Below are 22192 nucleotides of genomic sequence, written 5' to 3' on the forward strand. Positions count from 1 at the left end.
GGGACGGCAGCCATGTTTTTCTGCTGGCCCTGGTTCTTTTGTTTTAGGAGCATCCAGCCCTTTTTCTCTATGGTAAAATAAAGGTGGCCGACAGGCTTTTTTATGGGAAAGGATGCTGAGCAATGAAAGAAGTGACCTTTATACATACGGCAGATTTGCATTTGGACAGCCCTTTTCTGGGCATTAGAAATATGCCCGGGGAAGTAGTGCATAGATTGAGGGAGGCGACTTTTACTGCGTTTAAAAAGACAGTGGATGCCGCCATCCTGTTAAAAGTGGATTTCATGGTTATAGCCGGGGATTTATATGATGGTGAAAATAGAAGCATCCGCGCACAGGTCCGTTTTCGCAATGAAATGGAGAGACTGGCAGGACATGGCATCGGGGCGTATATCATTCACGGAAATCATGATCATCTGACCGGCAGCTGGGTGAAGCTCCATTTCCCCGGCAATGTGCATCTGTTTTCCGGGGAGTATGAGAGAAAGGTTTTCAAAAGTCGTGCGGGCGCCATTGTCCATCTTTACGGCTTCAGTTATCCGCACAGACATGTGGTGGATAGGATGGCCGTCCGTTACGTCAAGCAAGCCGGAGCAGACTTTCATATCGCCCTCTATCACGGAAGCTTGGAAGGAAGTACCGGCCACGGGCAGTATGCCCCTTTTTCGCTTGGTGAGCTGCTGGAGAAGGATATGGATTACTGGGCGCTGGGTCACATCCACAAGAGGCAGGAGCTCCATGAATTTCCGGCTGTAGTGTATCCCGGTAATATACAGGGACGCCACCGGAAGGAAGAAGGAGTGAAAGGATGCTATTATGTGAGGATGTCAGAGAATCTGATAGAAAAAGAGTTCATTGAAACCTCCGATATCATATGGGATAAACTTAAATTGGAGAGTGCCGGCGATGCATCATTCGACAGCCTGCTCAGGCTTTGTGAGGAAGGGATCCAGGCGGGGGCAAAGGAAGGATGCGGTGTGCTGCTGAGCATTGAAATTGAGATTGGATCTGGCGGACGCCATACGGCCTCTTTTGCGGCAGATCTGCTATCGGTCCTTCAGGAGAACCCGCTGGATGAAGATTTTATCTGGCCGTATGAGCTTAAACTTGTTGAGGAAGCACAGGCGTCTGCAGCTCCCTCGAATCCATTCCTGAAGGAGCTAGCCGGCCTTAAAGGCGGCCCGGAAACACAAGATGCGCTGGATGCCCTTTTCAAGCATCCGCATGCCAGGAAGTTCCTTGATGAACTTGAAGAAGGCGAACTGAGAGAAATACAGGATAACTCCTTGAATATGGTACTTTCCCTATTGCAAGGAGGATTGAAATGAAAATCATTGAGCTTCATATATATGGATATGGAAAATTAGAAAATGCCTCCTTTTCCAGCCTTTCAGATCTTCAGGTATTTTTCGGTGAAAATGAAGCCGGAAAGTCCACGCTGATGTCATTCATCCATAGCGTCCTGTTCGGCTTTCCGGGAAAAAACCAGAGTGCAGCCCGATATGAGCCCAGGCAATCCCTGAAATATGGGGGCAGATTGGTCCTTGAATCAGCTGTACATGGCACGATTACTGTGGAAAGGGTCAAAGGGAAGGCGTCAGGTGATGTGACGGTCACCAAAGAAGGGCAGGCTGCCGGGGGGGAGGAAATGCTTGCCTCTCTTCTGGGCGGCCTCGACCGGGCATCTTTCGGGTCCATTTATTCCTTCGACTTAACCGGACTGCAGAATCTGCAGAAAATGAGTGAGCAGGATATCGGGAAATATCTCCTTTCAGCAGGGATGATGGGTACGGATGCCATCCTTACGGCTGAAGCCAGGCTTCAGAAGGAGATGGATGCCCTTTTCAAGCCTTCCGGACAAAGGCCGGCTCTGAACGTACAGCTAAAGGAATTGAGGCAGCTACAGGGCGAGCTTAAGAAGTCGATGGACAGCCAGAAGGAATATGCAATTCTTCACGCGGATTATCTGAACCTTCAGCAGAATCTTGAAGCCGCAGAGCGGCTGGCAGCCGAGACTGAAGAAACTATATATATGTATAAAGAATATATCCGGATGCGCCCGCTTCTCAGGGAAAAGGAATTTCTTTCTGCAAAGCTCGAAGGATCAAGAGAGTACACTTTCCCCGAAGACGGTCTGGAGCGGCTGCACGAGCTTCTCCATTCCAAAAATCACTATGAAGCTGAGGAGGCTGCCTTGAAGGCAAGGGAAGAGGAAGTCCGGAGAAAGCTTGACTCCTGCACACCTGACTTCAGACTGTTGGAAAAAGCGCCGGAGATCGAGCCCCTGCTGGAACGGCTTCCTGTCCTTGAACAGAGGGAAATCGAGCAGGAACAGCTGAAGCAGAAGATTAAACAGCTCAGACAGGAAGCGGAAGCCATTCTTCGGGATTCAGGTTATCAAAAAGATATCGGAGAAGTGTTAAGGGCGGATACAAGCATGCTGCGGAGGGAATCCCTGGCAGAGCTTGATGCGAAGAGGCAGCAGAGCCTTCATACAAAAGAGCAGCTTGAAGAACGCTTAAAGGCAGAAGGGGAGCTGCTTGAACAGACAGAAAAACAATTAGACTCCATGGTCTCCCAGCTGCTCCCGGAAGATGAGCGGGAAAGGCTGCAGATAAAATTCGATAGCCATAAAAATACGGACATCCATCTTGGCAGAAAGAGGATGATTGAAGAACAGATCGAAAAGACTGAAGTACGCTATAAAAAGCTTACAGAGGAAGAGGAGAGCCGCCGGAGGAGGACTAAAAACGCTCTCGGTGCGGGAACTGCCGTGGTTCTGGTTCTGGCAGTATATGCCCTGCTTTCAAAGAATTATTCGATTTTTGGATTTGCGTTTGGACTCGCTGCCGTGGGTCTGCTGATTAAATTCCTGCAGCCATCGCATTCAATTCTTACAGACCTGAAGGATGAGCTTAGCGCGCTCAGGGCAGAAGCGGAAATGCTGGATGCCTCCAGGAGCAAGCCTTCCGGCTGGGATCCTTCATTAGAATCCCTATTGGAAAAAGATAAAGAGTTAGCGCGGAGGATCAGGGATAAGGAAATCCAGAGAGAGGAACAGGAAGTGTCCTTCAACCGGATCATCGATGCGTTTGAGAATTGGGAGAAAGAATGGGCGCAGCTCGAGCAAAAGACAAGTAAAGAGTATAAAGGGCTCGGATATAGCGGACCTTCCCTTCATAGCAGGCAGTTAACATTCTTTTTTGATGCGATTCAGAAAGCAAAAGCAGTCCTTAATAAGGCAGACAGGATACAGGAAGAGCTGCAGGAGTCGACCGCAGGGGCAGAAGGGAAAATTCAGGCAATCAATGGATATGCTGCAGAGCTTGGAACCAATCATTTTTCCTGGCGGGAAGGAACTGCTTCACTGAAGACTGCCATCCGCCAGGCAGCAGACGACTTCAATAAATGGCAGCAGATTCAAAACCAGCTGGAGAGCCTGGGTGAAGCTTTGCGCAGTCTGGGGGAAAAGAAGACGTTCATAGAGCGTGAGGTGAAAACTCTGTACCGCCTTGCCCAATCAGACGGAGAGGAAGAGTTCAGAGGGCGTCACAAAGCCGTTCAGGAGAGAAAGGCAGACGAAGCGAGACTCGGGGACATAGAGGTCCAGCTTGCCTCCTTTACGCTTAGCCGCTCAGCTGCTGCTGAATTCAGCAGCAGGGGCATAACCGAAATGGATACAAAAAAGCTGGAAGATAAACGGAAAGAGCTTGCTGAAGAAATCGGCCGTCTTTTGAAGCTGGCGGCAGAAACAGAAGCCAAAATCAAGATGCTCGAAGAAGGGGGAACCCACTCAGAGCTGCTGCACCGATTCCAAGAAAAGAAGTCAGCCTTCCGGGAAGAGGCGAAAAAGTGGGGAGAATATGCGCTCGCCCAAAGCCTTTTGAAAAGGACAGTCTCAAGGTTTATGGACGAAAAGCTTCCCCGGGTTCTGAAGAAAGCGGAAAGCTATCTATCTTATCTGACAGAAGGATCTTACACGGCCATTCATATGAAGGATGAAAGCAGGGGAGTCCTTCTGCAGCATAAAAGCGGCTTGATGTATGAAGCATCAGAAGTAAGCAGGGGTACGGCTGAACAGGCATATACTGCAATCCGCCTTGCTCTTGCCCTCCATGCATCCCAGGAAGAAAGCTTTCCAATCATCATCGATGATGGCTTTGTTAACTTTGATCAAAAGAGAACAGAAAGAGTGCTGGGACTCCTGAAAGAGCTTAAAGATGAGCATCAAATCATCTTCTTTACCTGTCACAGCCATATTGCCAGCGCCTTCAAGGCAGGCAGTGTGATCACCCTGAGCCCAAGCGGGGCTGCGTCTGCGTCAGGGCTTCAGGATTCCCTGCCGCCGGCGGGTTCCCGCCTTTAAGTGCCGCCTTCCCATATGATATACTATCAGTACTAATGTTACGGAGGAGAAGAACAGGATGGAAAAAGGAATCGTACATTACGGGGTCGGTGAAGCATTCGATGCCTATATGTTTATCAAAAGCAGTGTGAAGGGGACAGCGAGTAACGGGAAACCCTTCCTGACCCTGTATCTTTCAGATAAAACCGGTGACATTGAAGCAAAGCTCTGGGATATCAGCGATGACGATGAGAAAAAATATGTCCCGGAAAGTACGGTCAAATTATCGGGAGAAGTGCAGAATTACCGCGGCAGAAGCCAGCTGAAAATCCGCAATATCAGGCTTACGAATGAAAATGATTCTATCAATCTGGCAGAATTAATCCCGACTGCACCGCTCAGCCAGGATGTAATGGCAGATAAAATTACTCAATATATTTTTGAAATGAGAAATCCAAGCATACAGAGGATCACAAGGCACCTTTTGAAAAAGCATTACCAGAAGTTCCTTACATATCCTGCAGCGACCAAGAATCACCATGAATTCATGTCCGGACTAGCTTATCATGTTGTAAGCATGCTGGATTTGGCCAAAGGAATCGCAGAACTTTATCCAAGCCTTGACAGAGATCTTTTGTTTGCAGGAGTCATCCTTCATGACCTCGGGAAGGTATATGAGCTCTCCGGCCCGATTTCGGCCGCTTATACTGTAGAAGGAAATCTGCTTGGGCATATCACCATCATGGTCAATGAAATCGGCAAGGCAGCTGAAGAATTAGGAATACAAGGAGAAGAGATCATGATCCTTCAGCATCTTGTCCTTTCACACCACGGCAAAGCCGAGTGGGGCAGCCCCAAGCCGCCGATGATCCGCGAAGCGGAAGTGCTGCATTATATTGACAATCTGGATGCGAAAATCAATATGCTGGACCGGGCACTTGAACGTGTGAAGCCGGGAGAGTATACCGAGAGAGTCTTTGCCCTCGATAACCGTTCATTTTATAAGCCGTCGTTCCACGAATAAGAATATGCCTCCTTTTGGAGGCATATTTCCATTCTGCTGCAAAAGCAGTCCGTCATGGACAAACATGCAAATTTTTAAAAAACCTCCTCAAACATACTAGGTTAGAGGAGGTTTTTTTATTCTTTTCTCTTATTCTCGCAAATTTCTTATATATACGCGAACCGTACGTATAGTGTTGGGGGAGGGGCGAAAATCAGATGACTTTTTTTCCCTCTGCTCGATTTTACTGTTAAACAAATTGTGCAGGCAGTTTAAATATGTACATTTTACCAATTTTAAATTTTCTGTTAAGGACTTGTAAACTGTTCCGATATATATATTAATCATTACTATTCTAAAATAGTGTATTGGGTTAAAGAACCCTGAATTTAAATGTTCCAATCATGCACCGGTGCTGGTTCATTTTTATTTTAATCGAAACGGAAGAGTTCATCTCGCCTTCCGTTGTCAGCCATTTATAACAAGTTATTCACAATACTCCAATATGGATAAAGCTCTTAAGTGGCCAGCAGAGATAGACAATTAGGAAAGTTAGGGAAAAGGAAATGAAATGGTTTTTTAATCTTAAAACTTCAGTCAAGTTAATTACATCATTCATATTGCTGGCTGTTATTGTGGCTGGGTTAGGGATTTATGGATTGACTAATATGAATGCATTGAATGAAGATTTGAATTTAATGTATGAAGACAAAGTAGTCCCAATCAGCCAGCTTGGTGAAACTGAAACTTCCTATCAGAGGATCAGGGTAAATATCCGTGATTTAGTTATGGTGGCTAAGACGCCGGAGAAGAAGGATGAATTCCAAAAGACAATCAGAGAAATACAAAAGGAAATGGAAGATAATATCAAGTCCTACGAAAACACATACATGATAGAGCAAGAGAAAAAATATATAGATGAGTTAAAGCCGGCTCTAAATGCCTATTATGTATATTTAGAAGATGCAATTAAATTAGGATATCAAAATGATGTTGATGGCTATCTTAAAATGGCTCCTGATTTTAAGGCTGCCGGAGATAAAGCCCAAAGCATCATCAGGGATTTAATCGAATATAATATTGAATTGAGCAGGAAGTCTGCTGAGGAATCCAATGCCCAGTACAGTTCTGCGCGGCTGTATACCATAGTTGTTATAGCAGCAGCAGTGATTTTCAGTATCGTTTTTGGATATGTTCTGTCGCAGATAATTTCAAGACCACTTAAAAAGGTCGTTGATTTAGTCGGTGATGTTGCACAGGGAGACTTATCAAAAACAACGGATATAAATACGAAGGATGAAATCGGGGTCCTGGCAGCATCTGTTAATGACATGATCGTAAATCTGCGTAATACAGTAGGCAATATCATTCAGTCAGCAGAAAGTGTCGCTGCCTCCTCCCAGGAAATATCCGCTACAACTCAACAGATTGCAAGCGGAGCTACCAGCCAGGCGCATGATGCACAAACCATTACTGAATTGTTTACACAGATATCTAAAGGCGCTGAAATTCAATCCAATGATTCCCAAAAAATGGCCGGCCTGTTTAAGGAGTTAAACGAAGTAATTGATTCAGTCGCCAAAACGGCACAAGAAACGGCAATTATCGGCGAAGACCTGGCGAAGCAGTCTGAAGTGGGCGGCAGAGTCGTAAAGACGTCAATTGATGGGATGACAGAGGTAAGTGAACAGATGTCTCTCTTGGAAAAAGAGGCAAACAAAATTGGCGATATCATTAAGGTGATAGATGATATATCCAGCCAGACGAATCTGCTCTCGCTGAATGCAGCAATCGAGGCGGCGCGTGCAGGGGAGCAAGGCAAAGGGTTCGCAGTGGTCGCGGATGAAGTCCGTCAGCTTGCAGAAAAAAGCAGCGAGGCAACAAAGGAAATATCAGAGATCATTAAAGGTATTCAGAATAGAACACAAAGCAGTGTTGAGGCCGTAAAGGAAGGGGTGGATAACACCCATAAAACTGGAGAGGCATTTAGCACCATTGCAAAGATGGTAGCCCAGTCTTCTGCTAAAGTAGAAGAAATCCAAACAGCAAGCAAAGCACAATCAGCAAAATCAATGGATGTGATGACATCAATTGAAAGCATTGCTTCATCAAGTGCCCAGCAGTCTGAACAGGCATCCGAAGTAATGACAGCCGTCGAAAGTATCGCAGCGGCTAGTGAAGAATCAGCAGCGGCAAGCGAACAAACTGCCGCCACCTCACATTCTTTAGCTAATTTAGCGGAAGAATTAAACCATTCTGTTTCTATTTTCAAAGTAAATTAATTAAGTTTAGATACTTTTTATTAGAGCATATTTTGAACACGTGCAGCCGGCTTTCCTCACACGACAGGGATATTACGAGTACAAGCCCCCGAGAGGAAACGTAAGCAAAACTCCGCTCGTTACAGAAAATCGGTCTCCACCTCACATAAAAAATTACAGTAGATTCTGTATGACTATTCAACCAATAAAAACTCTGTAAAATTTATAGATTTTCTTGGACGGACTTGTTTTTCAACAACGTGCGATTATGCCTCCTCCCGGGGGCATATTTTATTTTTCGGAAGCATACATTGGTGGAAGAAAAAGGACAGCCTATTTTGAGGGGGGACCATCATGCCGGTATGGGTATGGTTTGTGTTGGCGGGGATTGTCAGCAGTGCGATCATGACGGTGAAAACGGCCAGGGAAGACCGGAAGCAGGAAATGGCATGGATTGAAGAGGAAGGCATGAAGTTCATGAACAGGATGGAAGAGGAAAAAAGAAAGCGCAGCGGCCTCCTGGCAGATGACGAGGAAGTGGATCAGCAAGAGATTATTATATAGGCAAAAAAAACAGGCGGAACCAGGTTCCGCCCTTTTTTTTGTAATTATTGCTGCTGTTGTGGCTGTGCAGGTGGTGCATCCAAAGCCTTTTTAAGGTCTTTGTCCTTGATGTCCACATCAGCGGCTTTCAGCTCCCGGTCCATCGCTTTTTGAACGATTTCTGGAGTAAGCTTGGCCACTTTTACCTGATAGGTAAGCTCTTTTTTCATATCTTCAAAGGATTTCTTTTCTTTTTTGTCAGTAACCTGGATGATGTGGTAGCCATGCTCAGACTTCACAGGCCCGCTGATCTGGTTTTTATCCAGTTTATAGGCAGCCGTTTCAAATTCAGGAACCATCTTGCCTGGCCCGAACCAGCCGAGGTCTCCGCCTTGTTCGGCAGATCCTGGATCCTTGGAATACTTCTTGGCCAGGTCTTCGAATTTTTCTCCCTTATCAAGCTTTTGCTTCACTTCTTTGGCAGTCTTCTCATCCTGAACAAGAATGTGGCGGGCTTTGATCTCCGGCTTGAAGTTATCGTAAGCATCCTTCACTTCTTTATCTGTCGCCTTTACATCCTTGACAGCGGCTTTTTCCTGGAGAAGGCCGATCTTGAAGGATCTCTTCAAATCGTTTTCATCCTTGTAGCCATACTGCTGGAGGGCAGCGTCGAACTGCGGTCCAAGCTCCTGCTTCACCTGGTCGACTTTTGCGTTAACATCCTTCTTGGATACTTTATATTTGTCAGAAAGAACTTCCTCATATACAAGCTCCTGCAGGACTTTATTTCCATAACGAGTCTTCATGGCTTCATATAGCTCGTCCTTTGTTACTTCTCCAGACTTTGTTTTAACGATTTCATCGGAGCTTCCGCCATTATTGCTGCAAGCTGACAATCCGATAAGACCGGCTGTAACGGCAATGGATAATGCCCATTTTTTCATGCTTTAACAACTCCTGTTTTGTTATTTCGGGTCTATGTAAAACCCACAAGGATAACTATAACATAAATCACAACAGAGGGAAAAAATTTATGGAAAGATTGGATTTTTTTCAGAAAACCTGGTTAATCTGCCTAATCAAGGAAGGGGCAGACACATATGATAACTTGAAATGAAATGGTGAAGGGCGAATAGGCAGCCGTCAGGCAGGAGCATTCGGCAGACCATTCCATTCTGAACAGGTCAAAGTCCTTTTTTAGGGAAAGGAGGAAATAGCATGTCAGGAGCTTACGGCGGAGGCTTTGCGTTACTGGTTGTACTCTTCATCCTCTTAATTATCATTGGTGCAGCCTGGTGGAGCTAATAAATAAACAAAAAGGTGAAGCATCGGCGCTTCACCTTTTGACATTTGTATCATGTGAACAATGTTTCAATATATGAGGAAATCAGCAAAATCGTGATTAGAATATTAATCGTACGGAATACTCCCGGCTGGCGTTCTTCGGGGATTTCTTTCTGTACGCATAAAGAAGCGGTCATTTGGTTCGTAAAATATAAGATAAACATAGCTAGAAGACTAAAAAACAGTGATATCAATCCGAAATCCCCCCTTGAAAAATGACAATTGTATAAATACGATAACAAAATTTTAGTTAAAAAGATAGTAGTAGACCTTGAGGGGCCTGTATATTTAACACTGGGGACAGGGAGATACCTGCATGTCCTTTAGGAGGATAGGAAGAGGAGGTAGGCATGTGATTGTGAAATATCGAACAAGACTGGCTGGCGGAAAAAGCGGATCAGGCTTTCGCATCCGCTTTTATCAACCCTGGAATACTTCTACAGTGAATTCAGGTCCTTTACCGTTTCCTTTTTCTCAATGGTCCCATTGACATCCGTAAACTCTTTTTCAATATTTGCGAAAGAGGCTTCGAATATTTCCATGAAGTCCTCTCCGTATATATTGCGGATGACTGCCATCATTTCAAGCATATCCGGAAATTTTCCATAGAGCTTACGGAGGGGAAGTGCGCCGCTGAACGCAGCATTGTTTGACGGCTCGTATGCTTCCATAAGGCTGAGCAGGATCTTTTCTCCATCGGGAGTTATTTGGATATAAGTATTGCGTTTATCATTTTCTTTTTTTGAGAACTTAAGGAGGCCGCGTTCCTCGAGTTTTTTGGAAAAGTTAAAGGCAGTTGAAACATGCATAACCCCAAATTTTGCCACATCGGAAATAGAAGCTCCGTTAAGATGATAGGCAATCCATAGAATATGGTGCTCATTGATATTTAAGTCATAAGGTTTGATCCATTGCTGCCAGTCCTTTTCTATCGATTTCCACAAGGCTTTGCTTAACTGGGCTATTCTTTGGCTGAATAGCATCGCTTCTTTCATAGAATAATTGTTTTCAGGCATGTTTGATTCACCCACTTTTTAGTAATCTCTTTCCTAATATTATGACAATAAAATAAAAACATATAAAGTAAAATAACAAAATTTTTTGACTTTGAAGAATAAAAATATGAAAGAAGAGCAAAAAAGGCTTTAAATAGATGGGTTTTATGTCTTACGGTTAGCAGTTGAATGATTGGCGGCCAGCAAGACGGCGGGAGGGTGGTTTTTATTTCCTTTTATTAAGATAACATTGCTCGAACAAACTATACAGTTTGAAAAAGGCTTGGTTCCCCAAGCCTTTTCAAACTTTCCTGCCTGTTCATTCAGCCGGTTATTTTTCGGAAGGAGAAGGTTTTTTTACGACCCCTTCAAGCTCCTGGATGGCTCCTTCAATTTCAGAAATCCTCATCTGGATTTCTTCCTTGTGGGGCTGGATGTCCTGTTTCCAATTTTCCATCAGGTTCTTAATCTCGGCCGAGAAAGCTTTCACACTTTCCTTGCTCGTCAGGGATGCGGATACGGCCTCATTCTTTACATCCATCGCCTTTCCCTTGATTTCCTTAAGAAGGTCAAGGATTTCATCCTTATTATCCTGTATTCTTTTCTTTAATTCCCTGCCAGAGGAAGGGGTGGTCAATAGGGTGCCTGCTCCGGCAGCGATAGCTCCGGTCAATATCCCCAGCAATAACGATTTTACTTTCATGCGATCACCTCATCATTTACAATTTTCTACATAAAGAAGAAAAACCCTTTTTTTATAGTAGCAAAATAATAAATTTCTTCTCCGTATTTGTATATCACAAAAACATTATCTTAAAACAACTTATTTGAAATTGGCAGGAAAATTTAGTGAAAATCCGCCAGCCTGAGGAAAAGGGCGCTCTTTAAAGTATATGGCTCCAGCCCAGTTTTAGTGCGTAATTTCGTTGTTCCTGAAAGTTGGCACATAAAAAGCCGCCCGGTATTGAAGGGCGGCTGGGTAATTAATTTTTAATGGCCGGCTGCAGATTTGAACGCCTCAGAATCTTGGTGACAACCGGATGTATCAATGCCATTGCAGCAATATTGAAGACCGCGGCAGGCAGGACGACGGCTGCAAAAAGTCCCATGAATCCTGCTGAACCCGGGAGTCCGGAAATCAAGAGCGCCGAGCCGAGGAAGATCGCTCCGGAAATTAGTGTGCCAATACCTGTCAATGCAGAGACCGCAAAGATGGACTGGTTTTTCTTTATGGCGGCAAACAGCATATACACAAGGAAGGCTGTTGCAAACTTATCAATGATATTAGGTATCAGTCCGCCTGGGAAGGTAGAGGTAATGCCAGAAAGGATTCCCGTCAAAACTCCAAGCAGTAAAACATTCTTTTTTTCAGTGAATAAAAAAATCCCCAAAAACATCATCACGAGCATGAGGTCCGGCTTCATGCCAAGGATAAATCCCGGAATGATTAAATGCAGGGCTGCTCCAATCCCGACCAATAGTGAAAGGGATACAAGTGTTTTCGTATTCAATTCTCATCTCTCCTAAGCTTAGCTAAGCTAAAATGTATTTCTCCCCCGACAGTGCACTCATTGCCTGGCGCGAAGAGATTATGCTGTGAATTATAACATGATTACCTGAAAAACACTAATTCTTTTTCCTGAAGTTCTCCATGAATGTGATGAGTCTTTCTACATGGGCGGACGGGACAGCATTGTAGATGGACGCCCGGCAGCCTCCTATTGACCTGTGGCCGCCAAGTCCGGTGAATCCGGCCTTTTTGGCTTCTGACAGAAATCTCTTGGTTCTTTCTCCATCTGGCAGGGTGAAGGTTACGTTCATAAGGGATCTGTGAGCAGGCTCGGCATGTCCTTTATAGAAGCCGCCGCTTGTATCTATGGCATTGTACAGCATGCCCGCTTTTTCTTCATTCATCTGTTCAAGTCCGGCGGTGCCGCCTTGCTCTTCTGCCCATTCGAGAACAAGAGATAACAGGTAAATGGCGAATGATGGCGGGGTGTTGTAGAGTGAGTTGTTTTTATGGTACGTATTATAATCAAGCATTGATGGCAGATTTTTCATCTCTCTGCCGATCAGGTCCTTGCGGATGATGACCACTGTAACCCCGGAAGGCCCCAGGTTTTTCTGTGCACCTGCGTATATGAGACCGAATTTCGATACATCAATGGCTCTGCTCAAGATGTCACTCGACATATCTGCGACAAGCGGAATGGAGCCGCAATCGGGAAATTTCTTCCACTGTGTCCCGTAAATCGTGTTATTGCTTGTGATATGAAGATAAGAAGCTCCGCTGAAGTCTGAAAGGCTGCCTGCTGAAGGTATATACGCATAATTTCCGGTCTTTGAGGATGCGGCTATTTGCGGGCTGCCGAGCTTTTCAGCCTCGGCAAGCGCCTTTTCAGACCAGGAACCTGTAAGAACATAGGAACCGCTCCTCCCGTCTGTTCCAAGATTCATTGGAACCATTGTAAATTGCAGGGATGCGCCGCCCTGGATAAATAAGATATCATGGGTATCAGGAATGCTCATCAAACGGACCAGGCGGTCCTTTGCACTGGCCAGGATAGACTCGAATTCACTGCTGCGGTGGCTCATTTCAAGAACAGACATCCCTGTTCCGCCAAAATCCAGCCATTCTTTCTGTGCCTTTTGCAAAACCTCAAGCGGCAGTGCAGCAGGTCCTGCATTAAAATTAAGCGCTCTTTCCATGGGTATCCCTCCGCTTTAAATCACTAAAGTTTATTGATTTATCGTAACAGAAGGTACAGTCCTTGAAAATAATAAATACCAAAAATTCAAAAAATAAAAACCATTCATGAAAAAAGCCGGCCGCTGGCCGGCAGGCTGAATCGTATTTAATAAAGGCTGCTTAAACAGCTGCTAGCAGCGGAAGATGCGGCCTGCTAGTCTAAGGATCTCCGCCTTTCTGGGGCGGGACAGGTGGGATCCCGCAGACAAAGCCGAGGATATTAAAGCGCCCGCCTTGCAGCAGGTTGAGTACCTGCTGCGGAAACAAAGCTGCAATGTTTTCTAAATAATACTTTAATAAAGAGTTTTTTATGTAAGATGCTTGCTGATCGAGTCTGCAATTTGCTTAAGATCCTCAGGTTTATATTCACTGGTGTGGGTCTCCCAGACAGCACCAAAGCCATCACCGCTTCCATATCTCGGAATCAGGTGCATGTGATAGTGGAAAACAGATTGACCTGCTTTTTCACCGTTATTATTCAAGATGTTCATACCGGCAGGATTGAATTCTTCCTTGATTGCCCTGGCTATTTGCGGGACTGCTTCAAATACATGCTTGGCCGTATCAGAAGTCAAATCATATACATTTTCCTGATGGACCTTAGGGATCACGAGGGTATGGCCCTTTGTTACCTGGCTGATATCAAGAAAAGCCAATACATGCTCATTCTCATAGACTTTTGAGGCTGGGATATCTCCATTAATAATGCTGCAGAAAATACAATTGCTCATGACTCATCCTTCCTTTCTCGAAAAACTGCTTGAAAATAGTGTAACACAGCGGTTTTGCCCCAGTAAAATGTTTGAAAGGCCAAAAAAAGAAAAAACAGAGCGGCATCAGCCGCCCTGCTTATCAGGAGGAAGGAACAGTGTTTCAAATGTCTATTTCAGGTATAGACTCTTTTGTAAACACCCCATTTAGCAATGAAGTACACTTAAAGAGCTGAATGATCCAATCGGAACCTCTCCTTAGCTTTATAGGCTTCACAGCATATAAAGAGTTTAGCTTCCCAGTGCCTTTTTAAAAAGGCAGCTGCTGGATAAAAATTACCTTATGCAAGAAAATCATCCCCTTGCAAGACGGATTTGAATGATGAAATTCAGTTAAATGTCTTTAACTGGCACCCCATTTCAATGATGCAAAGAACCATCAAGTTTTAAGACACCATTGCTGTTCCTTCCTCCTTTTTTATTGTTGCCCTGCATCGCGATTGCACTCATGGGTAATTCTGGAATTCTTCCTGCGCCAGGCTAGGAGACTGAAGCGATTTTTGGTACTATAAAAGGAATCAGGTTTTAACAGAAAGGACAAGTGTGTATGGCATTGCTGGAAGTGAAAGACCTAACAGGCGGGTATACCAAAAACCCTGTGTTAAAGGAAATTAGCTTTGAAGTGAAGCAGAATGAGCTCGTGGGGCTGATCGGTCTGAACGGTGCGGGAAAAAGCACCGCCATTAAACATATCATCGGCCTGATGGAGCCAAAGGGCGGAGATATCCGGATAAATGGAAAGAAGTTTGGCGAAGCGCCGGAGGAATACAGGAAACAATTCACCTTTGTGCCTGAAACGCCGATTTTATATGATGAGCTGACACTTGAGGAGCATCTAAGGCTGACTGCAATGGCTTACGGCATAGAGGAAAAAGAGTATAAAAAACGTGTAAGCCCTCTCCTTAAGGAGTTCAGGCTGGAGAAGCGCCTGAAGTGGTTTCCTTCCCATTTTTCAAAGGGGATGAAGCAGAAAGTGATGATTCTCTGTGCTTTCCTGGTCCAGCCGTCCCTCTATATCGTGGATGAGCCTTTTGTGGGTCTGGATCCACTGGGAATACAGTCGCTGCTCGACCTGATGAAGAAAATGAAGGAAAGCGGGGCGGGCATTTTGATGTCTACCCATATCCTGGCTACCGCGGAGCGGTATTGTGACTCGCTGATTATCCTTCACAATGGGAAAATAAGGGCAAAGGGCAGACTTCCGGATCTTCAGAAGGAATTTTCCATGCCAGGGGCCACGCTTGATGAAATATATATAGCCCTGACAAAGGAAGAAGAAAGCAATGAATAGGAATGATTTGTGGAAAGACCGGTTCCAGGGCTTCACGAAGGAAACAGGAAAATATCTAAAATACATCTTTAATGGACATTTTGTATTTGTGCTCATTTTTGCACTCGGGGGGCTGTCCTATTATTACAGCGAGTGGGTAAAGAATCTCACCCCGGAGTTTCCTGCCGGGATCATCATGGCGGCTGTCCTTGGCCTGGCGGTTACGGCCAGTCCCATCCTGACGTTCCTGAGAGAAGCAGATATCGTATTCCTTCTCCCGCTCGAGACCAGGATGAAATCCTACTTTGCCAGATCCATCCGTGTCAGCTTCCTGCTTCAGGGCTACATCCTGCTGATGATGCTTGCCGCATTCATGCCCATGCATTTCAGGGTGAATTCAGCCGCACTTGGCGATTTCATCATAGCCCTGATTTTATTATGTGTCCTGAAATATCTGAATCTGCAGGTGCGCTTCAGGATCCTGAAATATGATACTGTATGGCATCAGCATATCGACAGTGCGGTCCGTTACTGCCTGAATGCAGCTTGTCTGTATATGCTTTTTAGAGGGGCTCACCTCTTGCTGGTCCTTGCCATCCCTGTACTGTTCCATCTTTTACTTCTGTACTTTGAAAGGGAAACAGCGGGGAAGCCGCTGAAATGGGAGCGGCTCATCAGCCTAGAGGCCAGGAGGATGGGTGCCTTTTATCGATTTGCAAATCTGTTTACCGATGTTCCGAAGCTGAGGGAAAGAGTGGCGAGAAGAAAATATCTGGACTGGATCGTCTCAGCGGTTCCATTCAGACAGAGCTCCTCACATCTGTATCTTCTTTCAAGAACATTGGTCAGATCGAACGATTACCTGGGTTTGGCAGTCAGGCTTACAGTAATAGGGGCGGTTATCAGCCTGATTTTCGCTTCTGTGTGGGCAAAGCTTATAGTGGTTCTATTTGCCTTATACCTGACAGGCATCCAGATTCTGCCGATTGCTCGGCATCATGATAATAAATTTTGGCTGAATCTTTATCCTTTGCCTCCCTCGATGAGAAAAAGGGCCGCTCTCACGGTCATTGACCGTACAATCCTGATCCAGGCTATCGTATTTTCGGCTGTTGTGGCAGCAGCAGGCAATCCCATAGGGGGAGGAGCCTGCCTTGGGGCGGGGCTGATTTTCCTAGCTATTTTCCATGCATATGCAAAAAAGAAAATTGCCGCGCTTTAACCCGGGTGAAACCTTTTCCGAATAACTTCCGTATTACAAAAAGGCCCTTTTTTATGGGCATAATGTTTTTATTTGGACAAATCATTGATCAATGAATGCTGATTGTAACGGGCGTTCTTAAGAGTAATCAACCTTTTTATCATTAAACAGAGAGTTAGTGAATAAGCCTGTACAAAAAATAGGTTAGGAGCAGGTATATGAGCTATGAACGGCAGATCATCCTGGAACTTCACAAATGGGAAATGAAGATGGAGACGAGATCTGGCCTCTTGAACCGGATATCCAAGAAGGCACAGACAAAGATGAACAGTTATATCCCTGAAAAGGCTCATAAGATTATCACCGACAGCATCAAGAGCATGGTAAAGGCGACCCTGGCCGGTTCCGATTGGACCACGAGGGCAAAGCCCCAGGGCGGCTTAACCCTGCAGGAAAAAGATGAGCTTGTGAAAGTGGCGCTCATCAAGTACCGGAAGACAGCCCTGCTTGAAGGAGCGGGAACCGGGGCGGCGGGATTTGCAGCGGGCCTTGCCGATTTTCCCCTCCTGCTGGCAATTAAAATGAAATTCCTGTTTGAAGCAGTTTCCTTATACGGTTTTAATGTGAAGGACTATGAGGAACGATTATTCATCCTCCATGTTTTCCAGCTCGCCTTTTCAAGTGATGAGAAGAAGCGAGAAATGTTTTCTATCATCTCAAACTGGGAGAAAAAGCGGCATGAGCTTAAGGAAGTGGATTGGCGCGTTTTTCAGCAGGAATACAGAGATTATATTGATTTTGTCAAAATGCTGCAGATGGTGCCCGGCATCGGGGCTGTGGTCGGGGCATATGCGAACTATAACCTTTTGGACCATCTGGGGGAAACCGTCATGAACAGCTGCAGGCACAGGCTGCTCCTGCAGGACAGGGGCTGAATAATTCACACACCCTGCCCCTGATTGTTACATCAGCATTGATTAAGGAATGAGGAATCATTAATGAATAAATTTTTACAGAATGCAGACAGGACGGCCCTGACTTTTGCCGGGTTCCTGTTTGTTTCATTCATCACGCTTGCCATCCTGGGCTATCTGGTACATGCCGGCTCACCGCTTGGGATAGACACGGGAAGCAGAAGCCTCCTGCAGAGTCTGGAGGGAAAAGGCAGCTCCAGGTTCTTCACGATTGTTACAGAGCTTGGCTCAAAGAATGTGCTCGCATTCGGGACTGTAATGCTATTAGCCTTTTTATGGCTGGCCGCGAAGGATTATCTGGCAATGCTGGCAGCTGCTGTCGCAATTGGCGGCGGAGACCAGTTGAATAAACTGGCCAAGGCGATCATGGCCAGGGAGAGGCCAAGCCTTGATGCGGCAGTCGATGGCGTCGGCTACAGCTTTCCAAGCGGACATGCCATGGTCGGCTTTATTTTCTATTTTATAGCTGCCTATTTTTTGGTTAAGAACATGAAGGGGGCTGGACGGACTGCTGTCTGGATTGCGGCCTGGGCATTGATCCTGCTCATCGGTGCAAGCAGGATCTATTTCAACGTTCATTATGCATCCGATGTTCTGGGTGGATATGCCCTCGGCTTTATTACCGTGGCGGTGGTGCTTCATTGTTATGAATGGTTCAGAAAGTCAATGGACCGGAAGAAGAGCGGGGCAGCTAAACAGGAGGCTCTTTAATGTACCAGCCAGACAGGCTGGTTTTTTTATTCCGAGGAAATCCTGGAACGGCCCTTCATATAGTAATGCAAGGATGAAATCCGAAAAAGGATGTGAGTTCTATTTCCTTGCATATCTTAGCCAATATGTTCAGCCTGCTCAGCAAGCATGGGATAAAGAAGCTCCCATTGATTACAGATGAAGAGTATAAGCTGCTGCAGTCCCGTCTGGAGCGCGAACTAGAGCTGCCAAAGCCAGGCCCTGTGATCCTGCTGCCCGAAAGCAGGGAGATTTTGAGCAGTATCCGCAAGGCTACGCGTGAGCTGAACCTGAATAATGTTACAAGGACAAACGCGTATCTTAATTATTATGTCCGGAATCCCGAAGTTCATTGGGCTTTTTTGGCGCATATGGTTTCACGCAACGGCGGATATCATATGACAGATTTAAAAGGTTCCGCCATGGATCATTTATTAAGCGAGGCCCAAAAGGAAAAGTATTTTCTCTTTCTGGAAGAAGCTAATTCCGCGATATTCAGCGATGCATATCCGCAGCTCCTTCTCTATGAATATGGTAAAAAGCAGAGAGTGCCGCACCGGGAGATTTTAAGCCTTTTTTCTGTGTCGCCCTTCATGGCCCCGGTTTGGGAGCAGTTCAGGGTTACTGGCAGCCCGGCCCTCCTGACTGCTGCATTGATCATCAACGAGCAGAGAATGCTGCAGGCAAGGCTGCTCAGCCAGGGGACTCATGCGAAGATTCTCGGCGGTTTGGATTTTCAGCTCCAGGAGTTCTTTGGTTTCACCACTGTAGTTTTTCCTTACAGCAAGGGAAGGGAGCGGTATAAACTCTCTGGCCTTGCCGTGAGACGGTTTGCCGAGCCTGCTGAGCGTATCGCCGTCGGTAAAAAACTGTACGCCATATTGTTTGATAAAAAGATCTATCCGGGTGCCCTCGAGTTTGCAAGGGGAATACGGCACACTGCCTCGCGGGCAGATTATTGGGGCGGAATCTTCAGCAGGAGCAGAGAGGATGGGCAAAAGCTATACAGTCCAGGACTCTCTGACGCATGGAGCAATATTAGCCTGCCTCCCCTGAAGCCCTCAGGCTGGTTTACTGACAAGAGGTACATCGAAGAATTGAAGTGGGGAATCATACCAGTAGAAAAGGATATTACTAAGAAAGTTATGGAGAATTTAAAAGTGATCCAGACCCTCAATGAATGGAACGATGTGATGGATTGATTCTCCTCCCGAAAAAGAAAACGGCGGCTGCCGTTTTTCTTTTGGGAAATAATCGGGAATGGGGCCTGTTCCCTTAATCTTCACTGACCGCGTATTTGGTGACATAGGAGGAGCCTGAGAAGATGGTCTGCTGCGGTGCGTCTGCTTCTGGTGCCCCTTCTTTTTTTGCATGCGCCTTGGCGAATGACTGTGAGTTCTGCCAGTTGTCGAAGCCCTGCTGATTTTCCCAGAGAGTAAAGATCACGTAGGTGTCAGAGTTGAGCGGGCGGAGCACCCTCATGGCAATGAAACCAGGTTCATTCTGGATTAATCCTGCGCGGTTCTTGAATCTATACTCAAAGATTGGACGGCCTTCGTCTGTTACCGGAATATTGTTCATTACAGCATAGCCGCGTCCTGCAAGGCTGCCCACTGAATCAATCACTTCATATTTGCGGGGCTGGCTGAAAATGGTAGCCCCTTCTGTTTCGTGAAGAAGAAGCGAGTTTTCTATGCTGTTTAAGAGAAGCATATTCTCCCCTGAGTTCTTTTGTTTGATGGTTCCTAAAAAGCCGGCTGTTCCTGCGGTTATGAAAATATTCATCACAAACACCCCTCTAAAGTCTTTTCTTCATTCTACCTCATGCAGGAGGGAAGTAAACTATGACAGCTCTTCGGGAAAAAGCGTCTATTTTTTGACAATTGACCTTGTAAACTATACATCTTTAGGATAAAAGTCTATATTGATAACATACCAAAATAAATTAAAATGCTTCATCTATGTATATTTTTAAGTGTGATTTTGAAAGGTGGATATTTTTTATGACAAAAGTGTTAAACGAAACATTCCTTAAGGCGGCTAGAGGTGAAAAGACCGATTACACACCGGTCTGGTACATGAGACAGGCCGGAAGATCGCAGCCTGAATACCGAAAGCTGAAAGAGAAATATTCGCTTTTCGAAATTACACATCAGCCGGAGCTTGGCGCATATGTGACGAGGCTTCCGGTCGAGCAGTATAATGTGGATGCAGCCATCCTATATAAAGATATTATGACTCCGCTCCCGGGAATTGGAGTGGATGTTGACATTGTATCAGGAATCGGTCCAGTGATCCAAAACCCGATCCGGTCGCTGCAGGATGTAGAGAAGCTGGGTGAACTGAATCCCGAAGAACATATTCCCTATATCCTGGATACAATCAAGCTGCTTGTCAATGAGCAGCTGAATGTTCCGCTTATCGGCTTTTCCGGGGCTCCCTTCACCATTGCTTCCTATATGATTGAAGGGGGTCCGTCAAAGAACTACAACAAAACCAAAGCTTTTATGTATTCAGAGCCCGAGGCGTGGTTTGCGCTGATGGATAAGCTTGGAGATACGGCCATCACATACGTCAAAGCCCAGATCAAGGCCGGGGCAAAGGCGATACAGCTGTTTGACTCCTGGGTGGGTGCGCTGAATGTAGAAGATTACCGCCTATTCATCAAGCCGGTCATGAACCGCATTTTCACCGAACTGAAGGAGGAAAATGTGCCGCTCATCATGTTTGGAGTCGGCGCAAGCCATCTTGCCATGGAGTGGAATGACCTTCCGCTTGATGTGGTGGGCCTTGACTGGAGACTGCAGATTGAAAAAGCGAGGGAGCTTGGCCTAGAGAAGACGCTGATGGGAAATCTCGATCCAGCCATCCTTCTGTCCACATGGGACGTAATCGAGGAAAGAACAAAGGCGATCCTTGACCAGGGAATGAAGCAGCCTGCGCATATCTTTAACCTTGGGCACGGCGTATTCCCTGATGTAAACCCCGACACACTCAAAAGGTTGACAGCATTTATCCATGAATACTCACAACGATAAAATTACCAGCTAAAGAGGTGCGAAGGAAATGGCAAAAAAGAAAGTCGGCCTTCTCGTTATGGCTTACGGAACTCCATATAAAGAAGAAGATATTGAAAGATATTATACACATATCAGGCGTGGCAGGAGACCTTCAGACGAAGCGCTTGAGGATCTGAGGTCCCGGTACGAAGCAATCGGCGGCATATCACCGCTTGCAAAAATTACCGCCGCACAGGCTGAAAGCCTGGAAGTGAAGCTGAATGAAGTTCAGGATGAAGTAGAATTCAAATACTATCTGGGCCTGAAGCATATTGAGCCATTCATAGAGGATGCAGTGAACCAGATGCATAAGGATGGAATAACGGAAGCTGTGAGCATCGTTCTTGCCCCGCACTTTTCTACTTTCAGCGTGAAGTCCTATAATGGCCGTGCCCAGGAAGAAGCAGAAAAAATTGGCGGTCCGGCCATTAAGAGTGTGGAAAGCTGGTATGATGAGCCCGGCTTCATCGGCTATTGGACAGACAGGCTGAAGGAAACGTACAGCGCCATGCCGGAAGGGGAAAGGGAACAGTCGGTCCTCATCGTCTCAGCCCACAGCCTGCCGGAAAAAATACTGCAGGCGGGTGACCCTTATCCCGACCAGCTCAGAGAAACAGCAGATCTCATTGCAGCAGGTGCAGGAATCAAAAATTATGAACTCGGCTGGCAGAGTGCGGGGAATACGCCTGAGCCGTGGCTTGGACCGGATGTCCAGGACCTGACAAGGGATTTGTTCAACAGGGACGGATACAAGGCGTTTGTCTATGCGCCAGTCGGCTTTGTCTCGGACCATCTTGAGGTACTGTTTGACAATGATGTTGAATGCCGTGTGGTGACAGAGGAAATCGGGGCTTCTTACTACCGCCCGGAAATGCCAAACACCCACCCTGGATTCATCAGCACACTGGCTTCCGTCGTATTAAATAAATATCATTCATGACGAAATAGA

20 protein-coding genes are annotated in these 22192 nt (G+C 45.9%); 13 read left to right on the forward strand and 7 right to left on the reverse strand.

Annotated features, from left to right (window positions below; translation table 11 throughout):
- Positions 1 to 122: 122 nt before the first annotated feature.
- The 5 genes from V1501_RS05000 (at position 123) to V1501_RS05020 (ending at position 8173) form a co-directional block, all read left to right on the forward strand.
- Positions 123 to 1328: an exonuclease SbcCD subunit D gene (locus tag V1501_RS05000; RefSeq protein WP_409291729.1), complete on the forward strand. Its 1206-nt coding sequence runs from the start codon at positions 123 to 125 to the stop codon at positions 1326 to 1328.
- A complete protein-coding gene (locus V1501_RS05005; RefSeq protein WP_409291730.1) occupies positions 1325 to 4366 on the forward strand; it encodes an AAA family ATPase in 3042 nt (1013 codons plus the stop codon). The genes V1501_RS05000 and V1501_RS05005 overlap by 4 nt, the downstream gene beginning before the upstream one ends.
- A gap of 58 nt (positions 4367 to 4424) precedes the next feature.
- Complete coding sequence (gene yhaM / locus V1501_RS05010; RefSeq protein WP_409291731.1) at positions 4425 to 5369, forward strand: 3'-5' exoribonuclease YhaM; 945 nt, start codon at positions 4425 to 4427, stop codon at positions 5367 to 5369.
- Positions 5370 to 5914: 545 nt separating this feature from the next.
- Positions 5915 to 7630, forward strand: coding sequence for a methyl-accepting chemotaxis protein (locus V1501_RS05015; protein WP_409291732.1), 1716 nt, complete (start codon positions 5915 to 5917; stop codon positions 7628 to 7630).
- 333 nt (positions 7631 to 7963) lie between these two features.
- Entirely contained in the window at positions 7964 to 8173 is a 210-nt protein-coding gene (locus tag V1501_RS05020; protein WP_409291733.1) for a sporulation YhaL family protein, read from the forward strand.
- Positions 8174 to 8217: 44 nt separating this feature from the next.
- On the opposite strand, the gene V1501_RS05025 is transcribed toward V1501_RS05020, so the two are convergent.
- Positions 8218 to 9096, reverse strand: coding sequence for a peptidylprolyl isomerase (locus V1501_RS05025; RefSeq protein WP_409291734.1), 879 nt, complete (start codon positions 9094 to 9096; stop codon positions 8218 to 8220).
- A 274-nt stretch (positions 9097 to 9370) separates the two neighbouring features.
- On the opposite strand from V1501_RS05025, the gene V1501_RS05030 reads away from it, so the two are divergent.
- Positions 9371 to 9457: a YjcZ family sporulation protein gene (locus tag V1501_RS05030; protein WP_204545640.1), complete on the forward strand. Its 87-nt coding sequence runs from the start codon at positions 9371 to 9373 to the stop codon at positions 9455 to 9457.
- A gap of 476 nt (positions 9458 to 9933) precedes the next feature.
- Here the strand turns inward: V1501_RS05030 and V1501_RS05035 are convergent, their stop codons facing one another.
- From V1501_RS05035 to V1501_RS05055, 5 genes are all read right to left on the reverse strand, one after another.
- Positions 9934 to 10512 carry an HTH-type transcriptional regulator Hpr gene (locus V1501_RS05035; RefSeq protein WP_409291735.1) on the reverse strand — a complete coding sequence of 193 codons (579 nt, stop codon included), beginning with the start codon at positions 10510 to 10512 and terminating at the stop codon, positions 9934 to 9936.
- 310 nt (positions 10513 to 10822) lie between these two features.
- Positions 10823 to 11194 (reverse strand): YtxH domain-containing protein, encoded by a 372-nt coding sequence (locus tag V1501_RS05040; RefSeq protein WP_409291736.1) that lies wholly within the window; start codon positions 11192 to 11194, stop codon positions 10823 to 10825.
- Positions 11195 to 11474: 280 nt separating this feature from the next.
- Positions 11475 to 12002, reverse strand: a complete 528-nt coding sequence (locus tag V1501_RS05045; RefSeq protein ID WP_409291737.1) for a tryptophan transporter — start codon at positions 12000 to 12002, stop codon at positions 11475 to 11477.
- A gap of 115 nt (positions 12003 to 12117) precedes the next feature.
- Positions 12118 to 13200 carry a 3-phosphoserine/phosphohydroxythreonine transaminase gene (serC, locus tag V1501_RS05050; protein WP_409291738.1) on the reverse strand — a complete coding sequence of 361 codons (1083 nt, stop codon included), beginning with the start codon at positions 13198 to 13200 and terminating at the stop codon, positions 12118 to 12120.
- A gap of 348 nt (positions 13201 to 13548) precedes the next feature.
- Positions 13549 to 13971 carry an HIT family protein gene (locus tag V1501_RS05055; RefSeq protein ID WP_409291739.1) on the reverse strand — a complete coding sequence of 141 codons (423 nt, stop codon included), beginning with the start codon at positions 13969 to 13971 and terminating at the stop codon, positions 13549 to 13551.
- 586 nt (positions 13972 to 14557) lie between these two features.
- Here V1501_RS05055 and V1501_RS05060 point away from each other — a divergent pair.
- From V1501_RS05060 to V1501_RS05080, 5 genes are all read left to right on the forward strand, one after another.
- A complete protein-coding gene (locus tag V1501_RS05060; RefSeq protein WP_409291740.1) occupies positions 14558 to 15301 on the forward strand; it encodes an ABC transporter ATP-binding protein in 744 nt (247 codons plus the stop codon).
- Positions 15294 to 16502 carry an ABC transporter permease gene (locus V1501_RS05065; protein ID WP_409291741.1) on the forward strand — a complete coding sequence of 403 codons (1209 nt, stop codon included), beginning with the start codon at positions 15294 to 15296 and terminating at the stop codon, positions 16500 to 16502. The genes V1501_RS05060 and V1501_RS05065 overlap by 8 nt, the downstream gene beginning before the upstream one ends.
- Positions 16503 to 16699: 197 nt before the next feature.
- Positions 16700 to 17416 carry an EcsC family protein gene (locus V1501_RS05070; protein WP_409291742.1) on the forward strand — a complete coding sequence of 239 codons (717 nt, stop codon included), beginning with the start codon at positions 16700 to 16702 and terminating at the stop codon, positions 17414 to 17416.
- Between the two features lie 63 nt (positions 17417 to 17479).
- Positions 17480 to 18166: a phosphatase PAP2 family protein gene (locus tag V1501_RS05075; RefSeq protein ID WP_409291743.1), complete on the forward strand. Its 687-nt coding sequence runs from the start codon at positions 17480 to 17482 to the stop codon at positions 18164 to 18166.
- Positions 18167 to 18273: 107 nt separating this feature from the next.
- Positions 18274 to 19386 (forward strand): DUF2515 family protein, encoded by a 1113-nt coding sequence (locus V1501_RS05080; protein WP_409291744.1) that lies wholly within the window; start codon positions 18274 to 18276, stop codon positions 19384 to 19386.
- A 73-nt stretch (positions 19387 to 19459) separates the two neighbouring features.
- Here the strand turns inward: V1501_RS05080 and V1501_RS05085 are convergent, their stop codons facing one another.
- Positions 19460 to 19969, reverse strand: a complete 510-nt coding sequence (locus V1501_RS05085; protein WP_409291745.1) for an antibiotic biosynthesis monooxygenase family protein — start codon at positions 19967 to 19969, stop codon at positions 19460 to 19462.
- Between the two features lie 218 nt (positions 19970 to 20187).
- Between V1501_RS05085 and hemE the strand changes: the two genes are divergently transcribed.
- On the forward strand, positions 20188 to 21222 hold the full coding sequence (hemE, locus tag V1501_RS05090; RefSeq protein WP_409291746.1) for a uroporphyrinogen decarboxylase: 1035 nt from the start codon (positions 20188 to 20190) through the stop codon (positions 21220 to 21222).
- 28 nt (positions 21223 to 21250) lie between these two features.
- Positions 21251 to 22183: a ferrochelatase gene (hemH, locus tag V1501_RS05095; protein ID WP_409291747.1), complete on the forward strand. Its 933-nt coding sequence runs from the start codon at positions 21251 to 21253 to the stop codon at positions 22181 to 22183.
- The last annotated feature ends 9 nt before the right edge of the window (positions 22184 to 22192 follow it).

It is taken from the genome of Paraperibacillus esterisolvens (genome assembly GCF_046237625.1).
Classification (GTDB): domain Bacteria; phylum Bacillota; class Bacilli; order Bacillales; family DSM-1321; genus Paraperibacillus; species Paraperibacillus esterisolvens.

Bases quoted from the DNA above. Each gene is read 5' to 3' on its own strand.
- V1501_RS05070 (WP_409291742.1), top strand. From the start codon at position 16,700: ATGAGCTATGAACGGCAGATCATCCTGGAACTTCACAAATGGGAAATG.
- V1501_RS05015 (WP_409291732.1), top strand. From the start codon at position 5,915: ATGAAATGGTTTTTTAATCTTAAAACTTCAGTCAAGTTAATTACATCA.
- serC (WP_409291738.1), bottom strand. From the start codon at position 13,200: ATGGAAAGAGCGCTTAATTTTAATGCAGGACCTGCTGCACTGCCGCTT.
- V1501_RS05020 (WP_409291733.1), top strand. From the start codon at position 7,964: ATGCCGGTATGGGTATGGTTTGTGTTGGCGGGGATTGTCAGCAGTGCG.
- V1501_RS05040 (WP_409291736.1), bottom strand. From the start codon at position 11,194: ATGAAAGTAAAATCGTTATTGCTGGGGATATTGACCGGAGCTATCGCT.
- hemH (WP_409291747.1), top strand. From the start codon at position 21,251: ATGGCAAAAAAGAAAGTCGGCCTTCTCGTTATGGCTTACGGAACTCCA.
- V1501_RS05000 (WP_409291729.1), top strand. From the start codon at position 123: ATGAAAGAAGTGACCTTTATACATACGGCAGATTTGCATTTGGACAGC.
- V1501_RS05030 (WP_204545640.1), top strand. From the start codon at position 9,371: ATGTCAGGAGCTTACGGCGGAGGCTTTGCGTTACTGGTTGTACTCTTC.
- V1501_RS05060 (WP_409291740.1), top strand. From the start codon at position 14,558: ATGGCATTGCTGGAAGTGAAAGACCTAACAGGCGGGTATACCAAAAAC.
- hemE (WP_409291746.1), top strand. From the start codon at position 20,188: ATGACAAAAGTGTTAAACGAAACATTCCTTAAGGCGGCTAGAGGTGAA.
- V1501_RS05085 (WP_409291745.1), bottom strand. From the start codon at position 19,969: ATGAATATTTTCATAACCGCAGGAACAGCCGGCTTTTTAGGAACCATC.
- V1501_RS05035 (WP_409291735.1), bottom strand. From the start codon at position 10,512: ATGCCTGAAAACAATTATTCTATGAAAGAAGCGATGCTATTCAGCCAA.
- V1501_RS05075 (WP_409291743.1), top strand. From the start codon at position 17,480: ATGAATAAATTTTTACAGAATGCAGACAGGACGGCCCTGACTTTTGCC.
- V1501_RS05025 (WP_409291734.1), bottom strand. From the start codon at position 9,096: ATGAAAAAATGGGCATTATCCATTGCCGTTACAGCCGGTCTTATCGGA.
- yhaM (WP_409291731.1), top strand. From the start codon at position 4,425: ATGGAAAAAGGAATCGTACATTACGGGGTCGGTGAAGCATTCGATGCC.
- V1501_RS05065 (WP_409291741.1), top strand. From the start codon at position 15,294: ATGAATAGGAATGATTTGTGGAAAGACCGGTTCCAGGGCTTCACGAAG.
- V1501_RS05005 (WP_409291730.1), top strand. From the start codon at position 1,325: ATGAAAATCATTGAGCTTCATATATATGGATATGGAAAATTAGAAAAT.
- V1501_RS05055 (WP_409291739.1), bottom strand. From the start codon at position 13,971: ATGAGCAATTGTATTTTCTGCAGCATTATTAATGGAGATATCCCAGCC.